Origin of the sequence: Nodularia harveyana UHCC-0300, from assembly GCF_034931085.1 — a bacterium.
Taxonomy (GTDB): domain Bacteria; phylum Cyanobacteriota; class Cyanobacteriia; order Cyanobacteriales; family Nostocaceae; genus Nodularia; species Nodularia harveyana.
Genome location: NZ_JAYGHG010000006.1, coordinates 1 through 15334, shown reverse-complemented (window position 1 = coordinate 15334; position 15334 = coordinate 1). Strand labels below are relative to the sequence as shown.

At 40.5% G+C, this 15334-nt stretch carries 12 protein-coding genes, 1 pseudogene and 1 CRISPR repeat array; of the genes and pseudogenes, 6 read left to right on the top strand and 7 right to left on the bottom strand.

The window, feature by feature from the left end; genetic code table 11:
• The first annotated feature begins 28 nt into the window (after positions 1-28).
• The 3 genes from VB620_RS05810 (at position 29) to VB620_RS05800 (ending at position 2324) form a co-directional block, all read left to right on the top strand.
• Positions 29-817 (top strand): Nif3-like dinuclear metal center hexameric protein, encoded by a 789-nt coding sequence (locus VB620_RS05810; protein WP_323195196.1) that lies wholly within the window; start codon positions 29-31, stop codon positions 815-817.
• A gap of 420 nt (positions 818-1237) precedes the next feature.
• Entirely contained in the window at positions 1238-1453 is a 216-nt protein-coding gene (locus VB620_RS05805; RefSeq protein WP_323195195.1) for a hypothetical protein, read from the top strand.
• Between the two features lie 559 nt (positions 1454-2012).
• Positions 2013-2324: a DUF6679 family protein gene (locus tag VB620_RS05800; RefSeq protein WP_323195194.1), complete on the top strand. Its 312-nt coding sequence runs from the start codon at positions 2013-2015 to the stop codon at positions 2322-2324.
• Between the two features lie 72 nt (positions 2325-2396).
• On the opposite strand, the gene VB620_RS05795 is transcribed toward VB620_RS05800, so the two are convergent.
• Positions 2397-4055 (bottom strand): MBL fold metallo-hydrolase, encoded by a 1659-nt coding sequence (locus VB620_RS05795; RefSeq protein WP_323195193.1) that lies wholly within the window; start codon positions 4053-4055, stop codon positions 2397-2399.
• A gap of 610 nt (positions 4056-4665) precedes the next feature.
• Between VB620_RS05795 and VB620_RS05790 the strand changes: the two genes are divergently transcribed.
• Together VB620_RS05790 and VB620_RS05785 are read left to right on the top strand one after the other, a co-directional pair.
• Positions 4666-5631 (top strand): acetamidase/formamidase family protein, encoded by a 966-nt coding sequence (locus tag VB620_RS05790; RefSeq protein WP_323195192.1) that lies wholly within the window; start codon positions 4666-4668, stop codon positions 5629-5631.
• Positions 5632-5643: 12 nt separating this feature from the next.
• Positions 5644-6015 (top strand): sulfite exporter TauE/SafE family protein, encoded by a 372-nt coding sequence (locus VB620_RS05785; RefSeq protein ID WP_323195191.1) that lies wholly within the window; start codon positions 5644-5646, stop codon positions 6013-6015.
• 73 nt (positions 6016-6088) lie between these two features.
• A CRISPR array of direct repeats spans positions 6089-7124; the repeat unit is 37 nt; unit sequence GTTTCAATCCCTGATAGGGATTATTTGTGGTTTCAAC.
• Between the two features lie 406 nt (positions 7125-7530).
• On the opposite strand, the gene VB620_RS05780 is transcribed toward VB620_RS05785, so the two are convergent.
• From VB620_RS05780 to VB620_RS05760, 5 genes are all read right to left on the bottom strand, one after another.
• Positions 7531-8769, bottom strand: coding sequence for an HhoA/HhoB/HtrA family serine endopeptidase (locus VB620_RS05780; protein WP_323195190.1), 1239 nt, complete (start codon positions 8767-8769; stop codon positions 7531-7533).
• 289 nt (positions 8770-9058) lie between these two features.
• A complete protein-coding gene (locus tag VB620_RS05775; protein ID WP_323195189.1) occupies positions 9059-9379 on the bottom strand; it encodes a DUF3082 domain-containing protein in 321 nt (106 codons plus the stop codon).
• 37 nt (positions 9380-9416) lie between these two features.
• Positions 9417-10361 carry a 4-(cytidine 5'-diphospho)-2-C-methyl-D-erythritol kinase gene (gene ispE / locus VB620_RS05770; RefSeq protein ID WP_323195188.1) on the bottom strand — a complete coding sequence of 315 codons (945 nt, stop codon included), beginning with the start codon at positions 10359-10361 and terminating at the stop codon, positions 9417-9419.
• A 36-nt stretch (positions 10362-10397) separates the two neighbouring features.
• Positions 10398-11234, bottom strand: coding sequence for a 16S rRNA (adenine(1518)-N(6)/adenine(1519)-N(6))-dimethyltransferase RsmA (rsmA, locus tag VB620_RS05765; protein ID WP_323195187.1), 837 nt, complete (start codon positions 11232-11234; stop codon positions 10398-10400).
• A 75-nt stretch (positions 11235-11309) separates the two neighbouring features.
• Positions 11310-14243: a PAS domain S-box protein gene (locus VB620_RS05760; protein ID WP_323195186.1), complete on the bottom strand. Its 2934-nt coding sequence runs from the start codon at positions 14241-14243 to the stop codon at positions 11310-11312.
• A gap of 402 nt (positions 14244-14645) precedes the next feature.
• On the opposite strand from VB620_RS05760, the gene VB620_RS05755 reads away from it, so the two are divergent.
• Entirely contained in the window at positions 14646-15155 is a 510-nt protein-coding gene (locus VB620_RS05755; protein WP_323195185.1) for a sporulation/spore germination protein, read from the top strand.
• Between the two features lie 86 nt (positions 15156-15241).
• On the opposite strand, the pseudogene VB620_RS05750 reads toward VB620_RS05755, so the two are convergent.
• Positions 15242-15334 (bottom strand): annotated as a pseudogene (locus tag VB620_RS05750) (IS5/IS1182 family transposase); the annotation flags it as partial.

Here is a 15334-nt window from a genome sequence, read left to right as displayed (position 1 = left end):
CATATTAGTTTCCGAGGATTGTATTTGTGTGAAAATTGCTGATTTAATTACTTGGTTTGAAGAATGGGCAAATCCCGCTTGGGCTGAAAGTTGGGATAATTGCGGTTGGCAAATTCAGCCTGGTGTGTTATCAGAAAAGGCACGGGTCTTAGTTTGTTTAACACCGACTTTAGCTGTGATGCAGGAAGCGATCGCTCTCAATGCTAATCTAATTTTTGCTCACCATCCACTAATTTTTCATCCTCCCAAATCTTTACGTATTGGTGAACCGATAGCGGAAATAGCACGATTAGCTTTTACGCATAATATCGGTGTTTATAGCGCCCATACAAATTTCGATCAAGTCCAAGATGGTACTGCTGATGTTTTGGCGCAAATTTTAGACTTGCAGTCAGTCACACCCATAGTACCCACACAAGGCGGATTAGGCTATGGGCGGGTTGGTTTACTAGAACCATTTATGAGTTTACAAAAGTTACTAGCCACGATTCAAACCCGACTCGCTTCGCCAAATTTGATTTTCTCCCTCACTGCTGACTTACAGCAGGAAATCTCACGGGTGGCTGTGTTAGGTGGTTCCGGCGCTGATTTCATTTCGGAGGTAGTTAAAACTCAGGCTCAAGTTTATTTAACTTCTGATTGTAAGTTCCATCAGTTTCAGGAAAGCCGCGATCGCCATCTGATTTTAATTGATGCTGGACATTATGCCACTGAACGCCCGGCGTGCGATCGCTTAGTGCAGAAATTTATGTCCCTGAATCTAGACTGGGTGCAATTGAGTCACAAAGATCAGGATTTCCGCCAATTTCTTCAGTAATTGCCTAATACTGAGTGATATTTATTTCAGTTTAATTTAGGTTGATTCAAGTTCTTTTGACCCACTAAAAGCATGATATCACCAAGTTTATAACTTTCCATGTCTAGTTGTTGAGCTTCTAGATATCCGATTTAAGAAGTAAATAAAGTACACATTTGAATGAATAAATCTTCTCTTTTAGGTAAGTGATAGCCCCGCCACGCAATCTATACATCGATTTTTTCTCATCTTGATTAATTGATTATGGCAATTTAGTCATAGTTTCACACCCTAACAATAACTTCATTAAAGAATTTTTGTGATCTAAATCACATTATTTTGTGATGCTAATCATTCTTAGTATCAGTTTCATATCAATGAATAAAACTAAAATCTATTCCACAATAGGAAAGAGATAATGTCCACCTTACCCTAAGCAAAATGATTCGCACACTCGTTGAATCTGCCTTCCAAACTGGATATCTTAGTGTTGAATCTGAGGGTTTAATCAATCAAGTTTTGACCACTAAGTGCTACTGCACAGAAGACTTAGCAATCCTTTCAGCTTTATATGAAGCAGTTACTGCTGGTCAAATTAAAAGAGAAGCATCCTCAGCACTACCTCTACAATTTCTACGTCAATATCAAACTCGGTAATTCTGTCATTGCATGGTAGTGGGAAATTCCTGATCTTACGCACACCTAGCTTCAAGTTTTTAGTGCATGAACTCAAAACTCTTTACCGATTGTTGTGGAAAAGGCTTAAGGTCGGCAAGAGATGAGTTAAGATCAAATACATAGGGATAAAAATAAAGCAGAGTTCCCAGACTTCCCAGCAATGCCCATGACTACAACTAAGCAAATCAAACAACCGCGATCAATGCTTAATTTGGAGTATTTTTTCTTACATATTTCTGGAAATACTCACCAGCAAATATTCGCCTGGTTAGGAGAATTACCGAATTGTGTTATCTCTATGAGATAGACATTGGCTGAAGACCTGAAGGAGATTTTGTTCAACAGGTGCAGCAGCTGTGAGTCTATGACCAGAAATTCCTGTAGGTTTTGCCCAATAACAGCAATTCTATGGGTACAATCATAAGACCCCAGTAGTTCTGAACCTCAGAACTAATTTCTTAAAGGTGTGTATCCCTATGGGGTAAAACCCAAAATTTTACAGGTTTAACGACGTTGTTTAAAAAGGTAGAAGCAGTATATGCTACACCGCAAGATTTATCAACTGTGTTGCGACGGGCGCGAGGTATGTGTATTCTTGCGGGACCAGCAGCGCTGGATTGAACGCGCCCGCATCCTCGATATAGAAGGGGATTTAGTGACTCTACGCTATGAAACAGATGAGGAAGACGAGGTTTGTGCTTGGGAGGAAATGGTTCGTCTAGAAAGCATTGGCTCTGTAACCCAAAAGTTAGCCTCAGTACCACGAGGTAACGTAGAGTTTCTCATGACGGAAGATTGTCCAGAATCAGAACGTATTCATAAACATTCTCCGGAATCTAATCCTGAGTAGAGAGCCGATTTATCGTATCTTGAAAAAATTTTGGTGAGTCTTCAGTATTCTAGGTAACTGGGGACTCATCATTTAAGTTTGGGTTTCAGAATTAGATAGGGGTTCAAAAGCAGGACAGTAACCCTCAAGGGTGACTTTAAAATTATGTAGGGGAGAGGCTGGATTCCAGCACCGTTGACCTCTTTGATGTCGGCAAGTCCCACAACAATCTATATCAGACCAAGTGTAGCGATCGCCACTTTGTTGTAGCAGTTCTCTGGGAGACAATCCCCGTAATACTATTTCTTCACCTTGCCAACGCGCTTCAATTAAACCAGTATCAGCAAATTGTCGCCAACGAGGGTCATCAGTAATGCTATTGGGTAAACTGACTGTAATCACTGTTCCCAACTCTGTGAGTTCCCCCTCATAGTTAGTTTCTGGGGGTGCAGGTTGTAAAAATGTTTCCCCAATGGGCAGTTCTACTAAAGTCCCAGCCAGTGGAGAATGAACATGATAACGGTTTTGGAGTTCTTCCAAGCTAGTCAAATCTGCTAAGTATGCTGGGGAACCGTGGACAAAAACAACGTGCTGGGGACGTAAATTATGAATTAGCTGAGTTGTCCCCGGACCATCACTGTGTTGGGCGAGAAGATAACTTTCATCGCTGGTGGTTGCGGAATATTCCTGATTAATTTGTATATCAATTTTTTCTGGTAACAGAATTAGCCAAGGGCCAGTTTCTGGTTGACAGTATTGGTTTAAATTAGCTGTGGAGTCTGTCAGCACAATACAGGGAGACTTACCCACAGTAGCCAGATTTTCGGGGTGTAAACGACGAACTCGCGGACGGACTCGCTCATCCCAAAATAATGGTTGGTGGCGGGCGAAATTCTGTACTGATGGTGGTAAGTGAGGTAGTAGTTCCAAGTATGCATCGCAACCTGTCGCCACCGCACCATCAACCCAAATATCTAAATCTCTTCCCGTGAAGTGGTGATGAGAACGTAATAACATCAACAATTCTTGACCTAAGCCTAAAGCTGGTGTGGGTAGTAGTACAGAACAACCTTCGGCGATCGCCCGATTAATCCGCTCCGCTAGTTGATTTTCTTGGTGGCGGCGGTGGGGATGACGGGATGTTCCATAAGTACCCTCGATAATCAGTACATTTATATCTAATCCCCGCAACTCTTCTAAACGCAAACCATCCACCAGCCGAGAGTTAGACAAGAAAAAATCCCCTGTGTACAGTAGCTTATAAGCACGCTGCTCAGTGGTATATGTCAATAAAATTGCTACCGCCCCTGGTAAGTGTCCGGCGGGAAATAATTCCACCACTAGACCTTCTAAAATTTCTACAGGCGATCGCAACGGCAAAGCATGACAAAGCTGAGGAATCTTTTGGGGATGTTGATCTAACCAATTAAGGGGTAATAACTTACTAGTTACCTCACTAGCATAAATAGGTAACAGAGGAAAACTTTGATGCAGGTTTAGCAACCCTCTAGCGTGGTCTGGGTGAGCGTGACTTACCAAAACTAAATCTGCTGGCATGGGTGACTCAGCCACAACAGTCAGTAATGATGAAATATCCTCCAATCCACAATCTAGTAAAATCCGGTGTGGTCCCATCCGCACTAATAAACACACACCCTCATCATGATGCTGGACACTGTAAGGCAAACAGTTTAACTCACTAGTTGCCTCTTCAGCACCGACGCGAGAGGATGCCCACAGATTATCCCTCATCCTTGCCTCCGCTTTAACCTGATAATCATCAACATACCTCAAAAGCCAAGAATTATTCAGAATCTTGGTTTTGTCACCTACAGGTAAGTTGTATTGTCTGCTGCTAAATCCTGAGAATTTAAATAGTTGATTAGGGAAGAGGCTGACACCGAACTCAACTCAGTTCCCAAAATTTGGTTAATCAGCCAGACTCAGATTTGGGCTTAAATGGAGTTTTTCTTGTTAATGTGCAGAGCCATTACCGTGATAGTTATCTGAATCATAAAATCCGTTTTTAGTGCCAAAGAACAGGCACGAAACAGTGAATATAACTGTTAATCCCAATAAAATCAACTTTACATCCATTTCTTTACTCTTCCTTACTCAAGACTTTTTTATATTAATAGAATGCTGGGAAAATTCTGCTAAATCAGCAGAAAATCTTTACTATAAGTTAGGCTAATTTTACACTACGTAAATTTACTTTAATAACGACAATTATATAACTTTTTCAGTCAGATGTCCATGTATAGTATGAGGTGTAAATCTAAGTATAGTCAAATAAATCAACCACAATTTAGCCCCCCAGTGCATCGCAATTATCGCCGATAAAAAGGGAATCAATTCTGAAATGACACATCACATTTTAAAAGCCACAAGAGATACTGTACATCTTGGTGGTTTCTCCGATTTACTCGCACCAGTACTTACCATTGATTCTGGCGATACCATAGACGTGGAAACTTACACTGGTTATTACGTTCACGACCAAGCACCACCGGAGTTTCTCACACCAGAATTACGGGATATTTGTCAAAATTTAGCCCCAGAACGCCAAGTTGCTCGCGGACCACATTTACTCACAGGGCCAATTTATGTGCGAGATGCTCAACCAGGTGATGTTTTGGAGATAGAATTACAAGCGATCGCACCTAGTTTACCAGTGGGTTTCAATGCCATTCGTAGCGGTTGGGGTGCGTTACCACAGCAATTTACTCAACCTGCGCTGAGATTCATTCCCCTGGATTTAGCCCACAATATCGCCGAATTTCCCGCTAATAGTGGCATCAAAATTCCTCTGAAACCCTTTTTTGGCATCCTTGGTGTTGCTACCCCAGAAAATACCCGCAACTCCATCCCACCTGGTAATTACGGTGGTAACATTGATAACCGTCAACTCCAAGCAGGTTCCCGCCTATTTTTACCCGTGTTTGTTCCTGGTGGATTATTTTCCCTTGGTGATGGACACTCCACCCAAGGAGATGGGGAAGTGAATGTCACTGCCCTAGAAACCTCCATGAATGGTAAAATCAAGCTAACCTTGCGCCAGGATTTACAACTGACAATACCGATTGCTGAAACCCCAACCGATATCATCACAATGGGTTTTGCCCCAACTTTAGATACAGCCTTAGAGCTAGCTGTGAACAACATGATTGATTTTCTGAAACGGTTCGCCAATTTGTCGCCGGAAGATGCTTATGTATTGTGTAGTTTAGCCGTGAATTTTCACATTACTCAATTTGTCAATAGTCCCCAAAAAGGGGTTCATGGGATGTTACCCAAATCCATACTTTCTAATCAAATCTGCATATAAAAATTAATTAATATGTCTAATATAGTTATTCAAATGTTGATCATTGGTTTAGTCGCTGGCGTTGCTGGGGGAATGTTTGGTATTGGCGGTGGTGCAATCATGGTTCCCGCAATGGTGTTGTTAGTTGGTTTGGATCAAAAGTTTGCCACTGGAACTTCTATTGCAGCGCAAATTTTACCTATTGGGATTTTAGGCGCAGCAGTCTATTATCGCAACGGCAATATCAATATTAAATATGCGATCATTATCGCCATTGGTCTCATAGTGGGTAATTTCTTTGGGGCGTTATTTGCTAATCAGCCATTTATTAGCGGTGAAATGATCAAGAAATTATATGGCATTTTCTTGTTACTCCTGGGTATGAAATATTTAGTGGGTATTTAGTAATGGTGTAGCAACCGCCAAAGAGGTTTGAAAAGTGCTTACTGAAAACTGACCGAAGCTAAAAGCGCGAAACGTTTCAATCCCTAATAGGGATTATTTGTGGTTTTAACTAAACTATTATCCATATACACCACCACCACCTGGTTTCAATCCCTGATAGGGATTATTTGTGGTTTCAACAAACAACCTTTGAAATTATTGCTATACCGGAAGTGTTTCAATCCCTGATAGGGATTATTTGTGGTTTCAACCAGGAATTTATACGGCATCCTCAAAGGAACCAAGGTTTCAATCCCTGATAGGGATTATTTGTGGTTTCAACTTGACTTTTCCGATGGTATCACAGCATCAAGCAAAGTTTCAATCCCTGATAGGGATTATTTGTGGTTTCAACAGTTTATTCCGATTAAAAAGCCAAAAAATATCAGGTTTCAATCCCTGATAGGGATTATTTGTGGTTTCAACGCTGTCCTCACAGCGTTTGCAACATCAGCACCAACGTTTCAATCCCTGATAGGGATTATTTGTGGTTTCAACTAAAGAGATTGTTGAGGTGTACCATTCCATCAGGTTTCAATCCCTGATAGGGATTATTTGTGGTTTCAACATTGCCAGATGCCCATCCTCAATAATCTGCTTCATGGTTTCAATCCCTGATAGGGATTATTTGTGGTTTCAACGCATTGGTTATGTTGCATACCAAGAAGAACTGCGTTTCAATCCCTGATAGGGATTATTTGTGGTTTCAACTCAAGGCGGAGTTGGATTGAGAGGGAACCTGCACTAGTTTCAATCCCTGATAGGGATTATTTGTGGTTTCAACCCTCTGACCTATCTTCATTAATTTCAACATCAATGTTTCAATCCCTGATAGGGATTATTTGTGGTTTCAACTTTGTGATAAAAAAACGCCCCAGGCGAAGGATTTTGTTTCAATCCCTGATAGGGATTATTTGTGGTTTCAACTCGTTTAACGCCGTAAGGGGTGCGTGGTCTACCTTGTTTCAATCCCTGATAGGGATTATTTGTGGTTTCAACCTTCAAGCACTTAGCCGACCCAGTTCAGTACCTTGTTTCAATCCCTGATAGGGATTATTTGTGGTTTCAACTGCCTACATCTGGAGGCACTGATATATTTGATTTTCAAGGTGCTGTTTCGTCAACCTAAACTCAGTATAGCCTTTCAGCCATCGGGGTGTCAACAGCCCCATTTTAAAAATAGCTGAAAAGCTTTTCCAGTAAGGGCTGGGGGATTTACGTCAACCTCAATTTAAGTATGAGAGGGTTCAAAGCTAGGCGAGGTATGGATTTCAGCCATAAATTTTTCCATGTTCAAAAAAACACCTACTGCTTGACGCAATATGAAGAAAAAAAGTCATAGAAATACCTTTGGCAAGAGTGCCTATTCATGCACTACTTGCCCTGTTTACTCCAAGTCTAATGAAGGGATTTGGGCAAAACTTGAGTATACATTAGAATACTCTTATAAACTACTGTGCTTTAAAACTCAGTTGGTTATTGCACTTGTTGACTGGGTAAAGCACCGGTTCGCACAGCTAGGTTAATACTTTGTCCATTGCGTCGCAGTCCTAAGCGCACATCTCCACCAACTTGAGAATTTTCTACTGCTTTTTGGATACTACTGGCTTCTGTAACTGATTCACCGTTCAGTTGTTGGATGACATCCCCTGCACGTAAGCCGGCTTGGGCTGCGGGTGAGTTAGGCATGACCCGTACAATTAAGATGCCTTGATCTTCATTGACTGTGACAGGGCTATTGGGGTCAGAGTTGAGACGTGCTTTAATTTCAGGGGTTAGCTGTACCATTTGAATTCCTAAATAGGAATGCTGGGCTTTACCTGTAGTAATTAGTTGTTTGGAAATTCGTTGGGCTGTATTGATGGGAATTGCAAAACCCAGTCCTTGCGCTTTTTGGATAATAGCTGTATTCATCCCAATTACCTGACCACGAGCATTTAACAATGGACCGCCGGAGTTACCAGGATTAATTGCTGCATCGGTTTGAATAAATTCTACTCGTTTATCAGATGCCCCAATTTGATTGCTACTGCGACCAGTGGCACTGATGATGCCTGTAGTTACTGTATTATCTAATCCTAAAGGATTACCAATGGCGATCGCCCATTCTCCTGCTTGCAGTTCATCCGAGTTTCCTACTTCTACCTTGGGGAGATTTTTGGCTTCAATTTTCACCACAGCCACATCCGTTAATTCGTCGCGCCCCATCACCTTACCGTCAAAGCTGCGCCCATCTTTGAGTATGACTTTCACTGTCTCTGCACCAGCTACCACATGGGCATTTGTGAGAATACTTCCATCTTCACTGATAATAAAACCGGAACCAGTTCCTCGTTCTACTCGGCTTTGTTCTTCTGGTAATTGAGAGCCAAAAAATTGCCGGAAAAATGGATCATTAAATTGAGCAGGTAAGCGACTGGTGACAGTTCTGGATGCTTCAATCCGCACCACAGCAGGCCCCACCTTCTGCACTACTTGGGTAACAAAGTTAGTACCTGTAGCTGCTGATAATGGTGGTGCAGCATTAACTCGACTGAATGCCAGATTTGAAGTCCTCTCCGATAACTGTTGAGGATTTCCAGCCACATAACCACCTAAGAAGGTCATACCTGAACCCAGTAGCACTAGTGATAAAGAAGCGGCTACCTTTTTCCAGGAGGCTTTATTTTGGTCTTGAACAAAAGCGGAATCTTTGTCATGTACTTGGTTGTTCATTGCTTGCTATCAGAATATTTAAATGTATTACTAATAAGATAGATATTATTTGTGACGTTTTTGTTGCAAAGCTATTGCTTGGTTGTGAAATATATGATTATTCTAGCTAATTAAAGATGGTTTGTAATATAAATATGCGAATATAGCCCGCTTAAGCGAGTTAAGAATTAATGGCTTTAGCGATCGCTACTGTATCAAAATTTGGACAAATATTCCCATAAACTGGTGATGCTTTCAAAATTACCGCAATTACTCCAGGTTTATCGAGACTTTGTTATACACGATTAAGTTAACTGTTTTTAGCCTTTGTCAATTGCTGGAACACTAATTGAATTGCCAAAGCTAACAAACCAATCGCAACTATACCAAATATCCCAGTTCCCAAAGCAACGACACCCACAACCAAAGTCCGAACAGCAGAGCCAATATTCACCACCATTGGGTTATCTGAATGAATAGGTTTAGCAGCAAAAGTTGTGGCGATGGATATCATTAGCGAATACATTGCATATCCTAGCCCTCCAGAAAATACCGCCCCTGTAATACAACGTAAGGGAGTTGGCGGAACCTGATTTTGAATTTCTGGTTCTGTTACTTTTGGATCACTCATATCTGATTTCTGTCTTAGTATCTTACTGTTAAATTGATCATGCCACCTGAACGCCCTGTGTAATAGTGCGAGTCACAAACAATTCTAAATCCTGATCAGGAATTACGGCTCGCATCTGTAACTTAACTGCTTCTGCTTGTTCTTCAGATTCTACCAGAGCAAATACTGTCGGGCCAGAACCAGACATCATGGTTCCTAAAACCCCTGTAAAACTTGCAAATAATTCTCGCAGTTGTAAGACTTGGGGATAAGCAGGTAAAACTACACGCTCTAAATCATTGTGCAGTTTTGCGGCAATTTTTCCTGGGTCTTGATTCAGAATAGCTTTAACTATGGCTTCGGAATGAACTGCGGCGGCGCGAGCTGCTAAGTTTTCGGAATCTCTGAGGTAAGAGTTGCCAAATTCTTGGCGATAGGTTTTGTATGCCCAAGCTGTGGAAACTTCTAGACTGCGATATTTCGCCAACACTATATATATAGTATCCAAATTTGGTAAGGGCGAAAGTTTCTCACCTCTACCTGTAGCAATTACTGTTCCACCAGCGATACAAAAGGGAACATCTGAACCGAGAGTAGCACCCAGTTCTTCTAATTCTGATTTTGTGAGTCCCAGGTTCCATAGTAAATCTATACCCATTAACACGGCTGCGGCATTTGTCGAACCTCCCGCCAACCCAGCCGCTACGGGAATATGCTTATTAATGGTAATTTCTACACCCCCATATTCAGCTAAGGCTTGGGGAAATTTCGTTGCCATTAGTGCGGCGGCTCGGTATGCGAGATTACTTTGGTCTGTGGGTACTTGTGGGTGGTTACATTTGACGCAGATGCTCTCAGTGTCGAGAGATTGGAGATAAATTTCGTCAGCCAAGTCAACACTTTGAAGTATCATAGCTAACTCATGATAACCGTCGGGACGGTCACTGATGATTTCTAGATATAAATTGATTTTAGCGGGAGCAATTAGAGTATATGAACGCATATCAGTTATCAGTTATCAGTTATCAGTTATCAGTTATCAGTCTGTTAACTGATTTACTAATGTTACCCATTGGTGAATGCTGAGGTCTTCGGCTCGAACTTGGGGATTTATTTCTAATTGTTCCAGTAAGTGGGTCAGGCGATCGCGTTCCACAACCGATTGCAAATTATTTCTTAACATTTTGCGTTTTGCGCCAAATCCTAGTTTTACCAAGTTCTCAAATTTCCGGGGGTTATGTACTGGTGTTTCCATCTGTCGGGGACGCAACCGCACAACTGCTGAGTCTACTTTTGGGGGTGGGTAAAATGCACCTGCGGGAACTGTGCAAATAAACTCACAATCAGCTAAATACTGTACTCGCACACTCAAAGCGCCGAAGGTTCTGGAACCGGGATTAGCATATAACCTGTCTGCTACTTCCTTCTGCACCAGTAGGACTATGGATTCATAGGGTTCTGGGTTAGGATTGGCGATCGTCCCTAGTAATTTTTCTATAATTGGCCCTGTGATATTGTAGGGGATATTGGCGACTACTTTATTTTGCTGTTGAAAGTTGGGAAATGCTTCTAAATGAGATGGTAAATCTAAGGTAAGAAAATCCCCTTGTAATAGTAAAAAGTTTTCCTTTTTTCCCAGTTGCTTGGCTAATTGTTTGCACAAATCAAAGTCTATTTCCACTGCTACGAGCGATCGCACCAAGGGTAGTAAACGCCGAGTGAGAATACCCGTACCAGGTCCAATTTCTAAAATGCGATCGCCGGAGGCGGGGCTTTGCCCATCGCTCTGATCACATTCTGCGGCTTTAATAATTGCATCTAGAGCCTTTTCACTTTTGAGCCAATGTTGAGCGAAAGACTTGCGCGGTCTAATCATTAATTTTCCTGACTATAGTTTTCATTATTACAAATCCTTAGTTGATAATTTTTCAGCCAAGCCATTGAAAACAATTCAATGTCGAATAGGAATTTCAATCACAAATTCTGTACCTTCACCGGAGATAGAATTACAAGATAAATTTCCTTTATGTTTATCTACTATAATTTGATAACTAATAGATAACCCCAATCCTGTACCTTTACCCACATCTTTAGTAGTAAAAAATGGGTCAAATACCTTTGGTATTACATTTGGCTTAATTCCTCCCCCATTATCTGCAATGCGAATTGCTATCATATTTTGATTCACCAATTCAGTAATAATATGAATTTCTCCTTGTTCACCAATAAAACCTGCTTCTACAGCATCAATAGCATTACTTAAAATATTCATAAATACCTGGTTTAGCTGTCCAGGATAGCATTCTATATTAGGCAAATTGTCATATTCTTTAATAACTAGTATTTCTGGATGATTCGGTTGTCCTTTTAGGCGGTTATAAAGAATCATCAAAGTACTATCCAGACCTTCATGGATATTTACTTGTTTAAAATCGGCTTCATCTAAACGCGAGAAATTACGCAGAGATAAGACAATTTCCCTGATTCTCTGCGTTCCTACCTGCATAGATTTAACTAGTTTAATTATGTCTTCTTTAATAAACTTCAAATCGATATTGACTATTTCTACTTCAATTTCTTCTGGAGGATTGGGAAAGTATAATTGATAAAGTTCTACTAGCCGCAGTAAGCTTTGAGTATATTCATGGGCTGGAATCAGATTACCATGAATAAAATTCACAGGATTATTGATCTCATGAGCAATCCCCGCCACCATATTACCCAGTGAGGACATTTTTTCACTGTGAATCAGTTGCGATTGAGTGCGTTGCAGTTGATATAGTGTCTTCTCTAGGTCTTGGGTTTGTTGTTGCAATTTGATTTCTGCTTGTTTGCGTTCTCGAATATCACGGGTAACCGATGCCAAACACAAAGGCTCACCAGTATCCGAACTCTTAACCAAAAATAGGTTAAATTCAGCTGGTATAGTCTCTCCAGTCTGAAAGTGTCTTAAACGATATTCACCTTGCCATAAACCATATTCCATGACAATAGGAATAATTCGTTGCTCCATATCTTCCCTATCTTCAGGAATAAGATAGTCAACAATATTGAATCCTTGAGCAAGTTCTAAGGTATCAACACCCACTAGTTTCAATCCAGCTTCATTAACGAATAGACATCTTCCTTCTAAAGAAGCACAACCAATTAAATCACTACAATTTTCAACTAGAGAGACAAACATTTGTCTCTCTTTTTCGGCTTGCTTGCGTTCTGTAATATCTGTCACCGTCACCACAACCTGATGAATTTGGGAAGCACTATTAAATAGAGGTGCGAGATTCAAAGACCACCAAGTTTCCCGACCATCATTAAAGAAGGATTCTTCAAAGAATATGCTTTTGCCAGACTTAACACATTCCCTGTAATAATGACGATAAATATTCGCCATTTCAGTAGGTAGTACCTCTGCGATAATTTTTCCAGGAAATGATTCTAAAGGCATGGGGCTAATTCTCAACATAGCTGGGTTAATTTTGAGGTAACGAAATTCTTCCCCATCGTTGAGAACCTCTAAAACAAAAATGCCATAATCTACACCTTCCCAAATGCTTTGTAAAAACTGTGCCTGTTCCTCAATTCTTTGTTCCGCTCCTTTAAGTTGATTAATATCAATCACACAGCCATACCAGATGATTCCTCCCTCCGGGTGTTTTTCTGGGCGAGAAACTGCCTTAATCCATTTGTAATCCCCTGAACTACTCAGAGTTCGCCACTCATATTCAAAGTTTTGCAATGTTTCAGCAGACTCAACTACTGCTGATTGAAATCCTGGAAAATCCTCAGGATAAATATTTTTAAAACCCAAATTTGCATCTTGTTGAACCTCTTCTGGTAGCAATCCCAAAATTCCGTGACATCCCGAAGAAACAAAAGGAAAGGACATTTTACCATCCAGATCAAGACGAAATTCGTATAGCATCCCTGGTACATTGTCTGCTAATCGTTGCCACCGTGCTTCAGCTTCCTGTAAAGCAGCTGTGCGTTCTTCAACTTTGGCTTCTAACTCCTGATTTAGTTGTTGCAGTTCTGCTTCTTTTTGCTTAACTTCAGTAATATCTAGCAACACTCCGCAGAAAATTATCTCTCCTATATCGTTACGGATGGGAGTTGAATCTCCACGCCACCAACGGATTTCGCCGTTAGGCTTGACTAATCTTCCTTTATAATGCCAAGGAGTGGAGTTTTCTACTGCGGCTGTGACTGAAGCAATATAGGCTTCAAAATCTTCTGGATGTATCAGCTCAAAAAAATTATTTAAATCCTCTGTTATTTCGGCGGCGGTGATACCTGCAAGTTCCCAGATAAAATCACTTACGTAGTCTACAACCCAAACATGATTACGCATTGTGAACTGGAAAATTGCCCCAGGCACATGAGCTGCAATATCTCGGAAGCGTCGTTCAGAATTTGCCAGGGCTATTTCTGCCTCTTTGTGAGTGGTAATCACTTCTGTGAACATGATAATACCACCTACTTCGCCAGAATCTTCGTACCAAGGATGTATTTCCCATTTCACCCACTCAGTTTTTCCATTAGCACGCAAAAAACTATCTTCGTCACACTTCTCAATGGCTCCGCCTAAACAGCGTTGATGAATTTCTCGCCAATTCTGGGAAAGATTTGGAAAAACTTCATAATGACATCGCCCAATAATATTTTCATCCTCTAACCCATAATCTTGCCGCCAACGGCGACTAACTAACAGGTATCGCATTTTACTGTCAAATATGGCGATCGCTGCTGGTGTATACTCTATAAATAAACCTATTTGCTCTTGACCAGATTTAAGGTTATTCAGAATTTCTCGCTGACGCAGTTCTATGAGTTCTTGTTGAAGAGATTCATAGGTATTTTTATCGATAGTGATCAGATTACCAGTCATAGTATTGTTGATTCATAGCTAAACGTGTGAGGTTAACCTCAGTATCTAGTTTTCCCAATTTTAAATTTAAAATTACAAATCCCAACTCATCCTAATTAATGCTATATAATTCAGTAATTGTCTTCCAGAATTTTTGCAAATTTAAGCTTTCATAAATAAGTTAGAAAGCAATACAAATATAAATATTTTTTTTGAACTTAGAAATTATTTCTGATAAATTCTTCAGATAGATATAGATTATAATTATGTTGTCATGAAGTTAAGTTAAACTACCATAATCTATTAGTCAACAACATAATAGAGGGTAAACATTTACAGTAGCTTATACAGTTTTTGTGAATTTATGTGGAATAATCCTCAATGCCACTTAAGTAAATATTCAATTACATCCCTGGTATCAATATGATTAGCAGAAAGCCTATCTTAGCATTTATCATACTGGCGATCGCTACCAGCATCAGCAGCTGTAGTTCTTTTAATTCTACTCCCAGTATTATTGACAGTGGAACACCAAAGCCTACCAACACTCCCACGAAAGATCCCACAATACCTACCCCCATAGTCCCAAAGGTTAATGTCACCTTATATACTATTGACTCCCAATGTCAAGAATTGATTCCACAACCAATTTCAGTACCAGCCGCAGAGGCCTTAACAGATACGGTCGGTAAAATTATCGAACAACAAGATAGAGCCGATTTTGAATTGTCTGGTTATCGTGTCGAAGTGACAAATGGTATCGCTACAATTGATTTCCGGCTATCTCCTCAGTCAAAACGGCAGTTTGTTTCTCTTTCTAGTTGCGAACAGTTTGCTTTATTTGGCAGTCTCCGCAAAACTTTAATGAGTAATGCTGAATGGGAGATTAAAGATGTTCGTTTCACTGAGCAAGGCGAGGAAATAGTTATTTGAAATCCCCGATAACGCTGAAGTTTAACGTATCATCATCTTGATGATATGTCTTAGAGGGTGTTTGAAAAGTTTTAGGGAGTCAAAAATTAAGCTAGTCGCCTGACCATAATACGGATCATGGCAAGGTAGATAAATGTCTCTGATGTTTCCGGTAATAACTCATAGTCTCTGACCAATCG

What these genes read in the sequence shown, in the direction of transcription:
- rsmA (WP_323195187.1), bottom strand. Translation starts at nt 11,234, where the DNA reads ATGATTAGACCGCGCAAGTCTTTCGCTCAACATTGGCTCAAAAGTGAA.
- ispE (WP_323195188.1), bottom strand. Translation starts at nt 10,361, where the DNA reads ATGCGTTCATATACTCTAATTGCTCCCGCTAAAATCAATTTATATCTA.
- VB620_RS05785 (WP_323195191.1), top strand. Translation starts at nt 5,644, where the DNA reads ATGTCTAATATAGTTATTCAAATGTTGATCATTGGTTTAGTCGCTGGC.
- VB620_RS05760 (WP_323195186.1), bottom strand. Translation starts at nt 14,243, where the DNA reads ATGACTGGTAATCTGATCACTATCGATAAAAATACCTATGAATCTCTT.
- VB620_RS05795 (WP_323195193.1), bottom strand. Translation starts at nt 4,055, where the DNA reads ATGAGGGATAATCTGTGGGCATCCTCTCGCGTCGGTGCTGAAGAGGCA.
- VB620_RS05775 (WP_323195189.1), bottom strand. Translation starts at nt 9,379, where the DNA reads ATGAGTGATCCAAAAGTAACAGAACCAGAAATTCAAAATCAGGTTCCG.
- VB620_RS05780 (WP_323195190.1), bottom strand. Translation starts at nt 8,769, where the DNA reads ATGAACAACCAAGTACATGACAAAGATTCCGCTTTTGTTCAAGACCAA.
- VB620_RS05790 (WP_323195192.1), top strand. Translation starts at nt 4,666, where the DNA reads ATGACACATCACATTTTAAAAGCCACAAGAGATACTGTACATCTTGGT.
- VB620_RS05755 (WP_323195185.1), top strand. Translation starts at nt 14,646, where the DNA reads ATGATTAGCAGAAAGCCTATCTTAGCATTTATCATACTGGCGATCGCT.
- VB620_RS05800 (WP_323195194.1), top strand. Translation starts at nt 2,013, where the DNA reads ATGCTACACCGCAAGATTTATCAACTGTGTTGCGACGGGCGCGAGGTA.
- VB620_RS05805 (WP_323195195.1), top strand. Translation starts at nt 1,238, where the DNA reads ATGATTCGCACACTCGTTGAATCTGCCTTCCAAACTGGATATCTTAGT.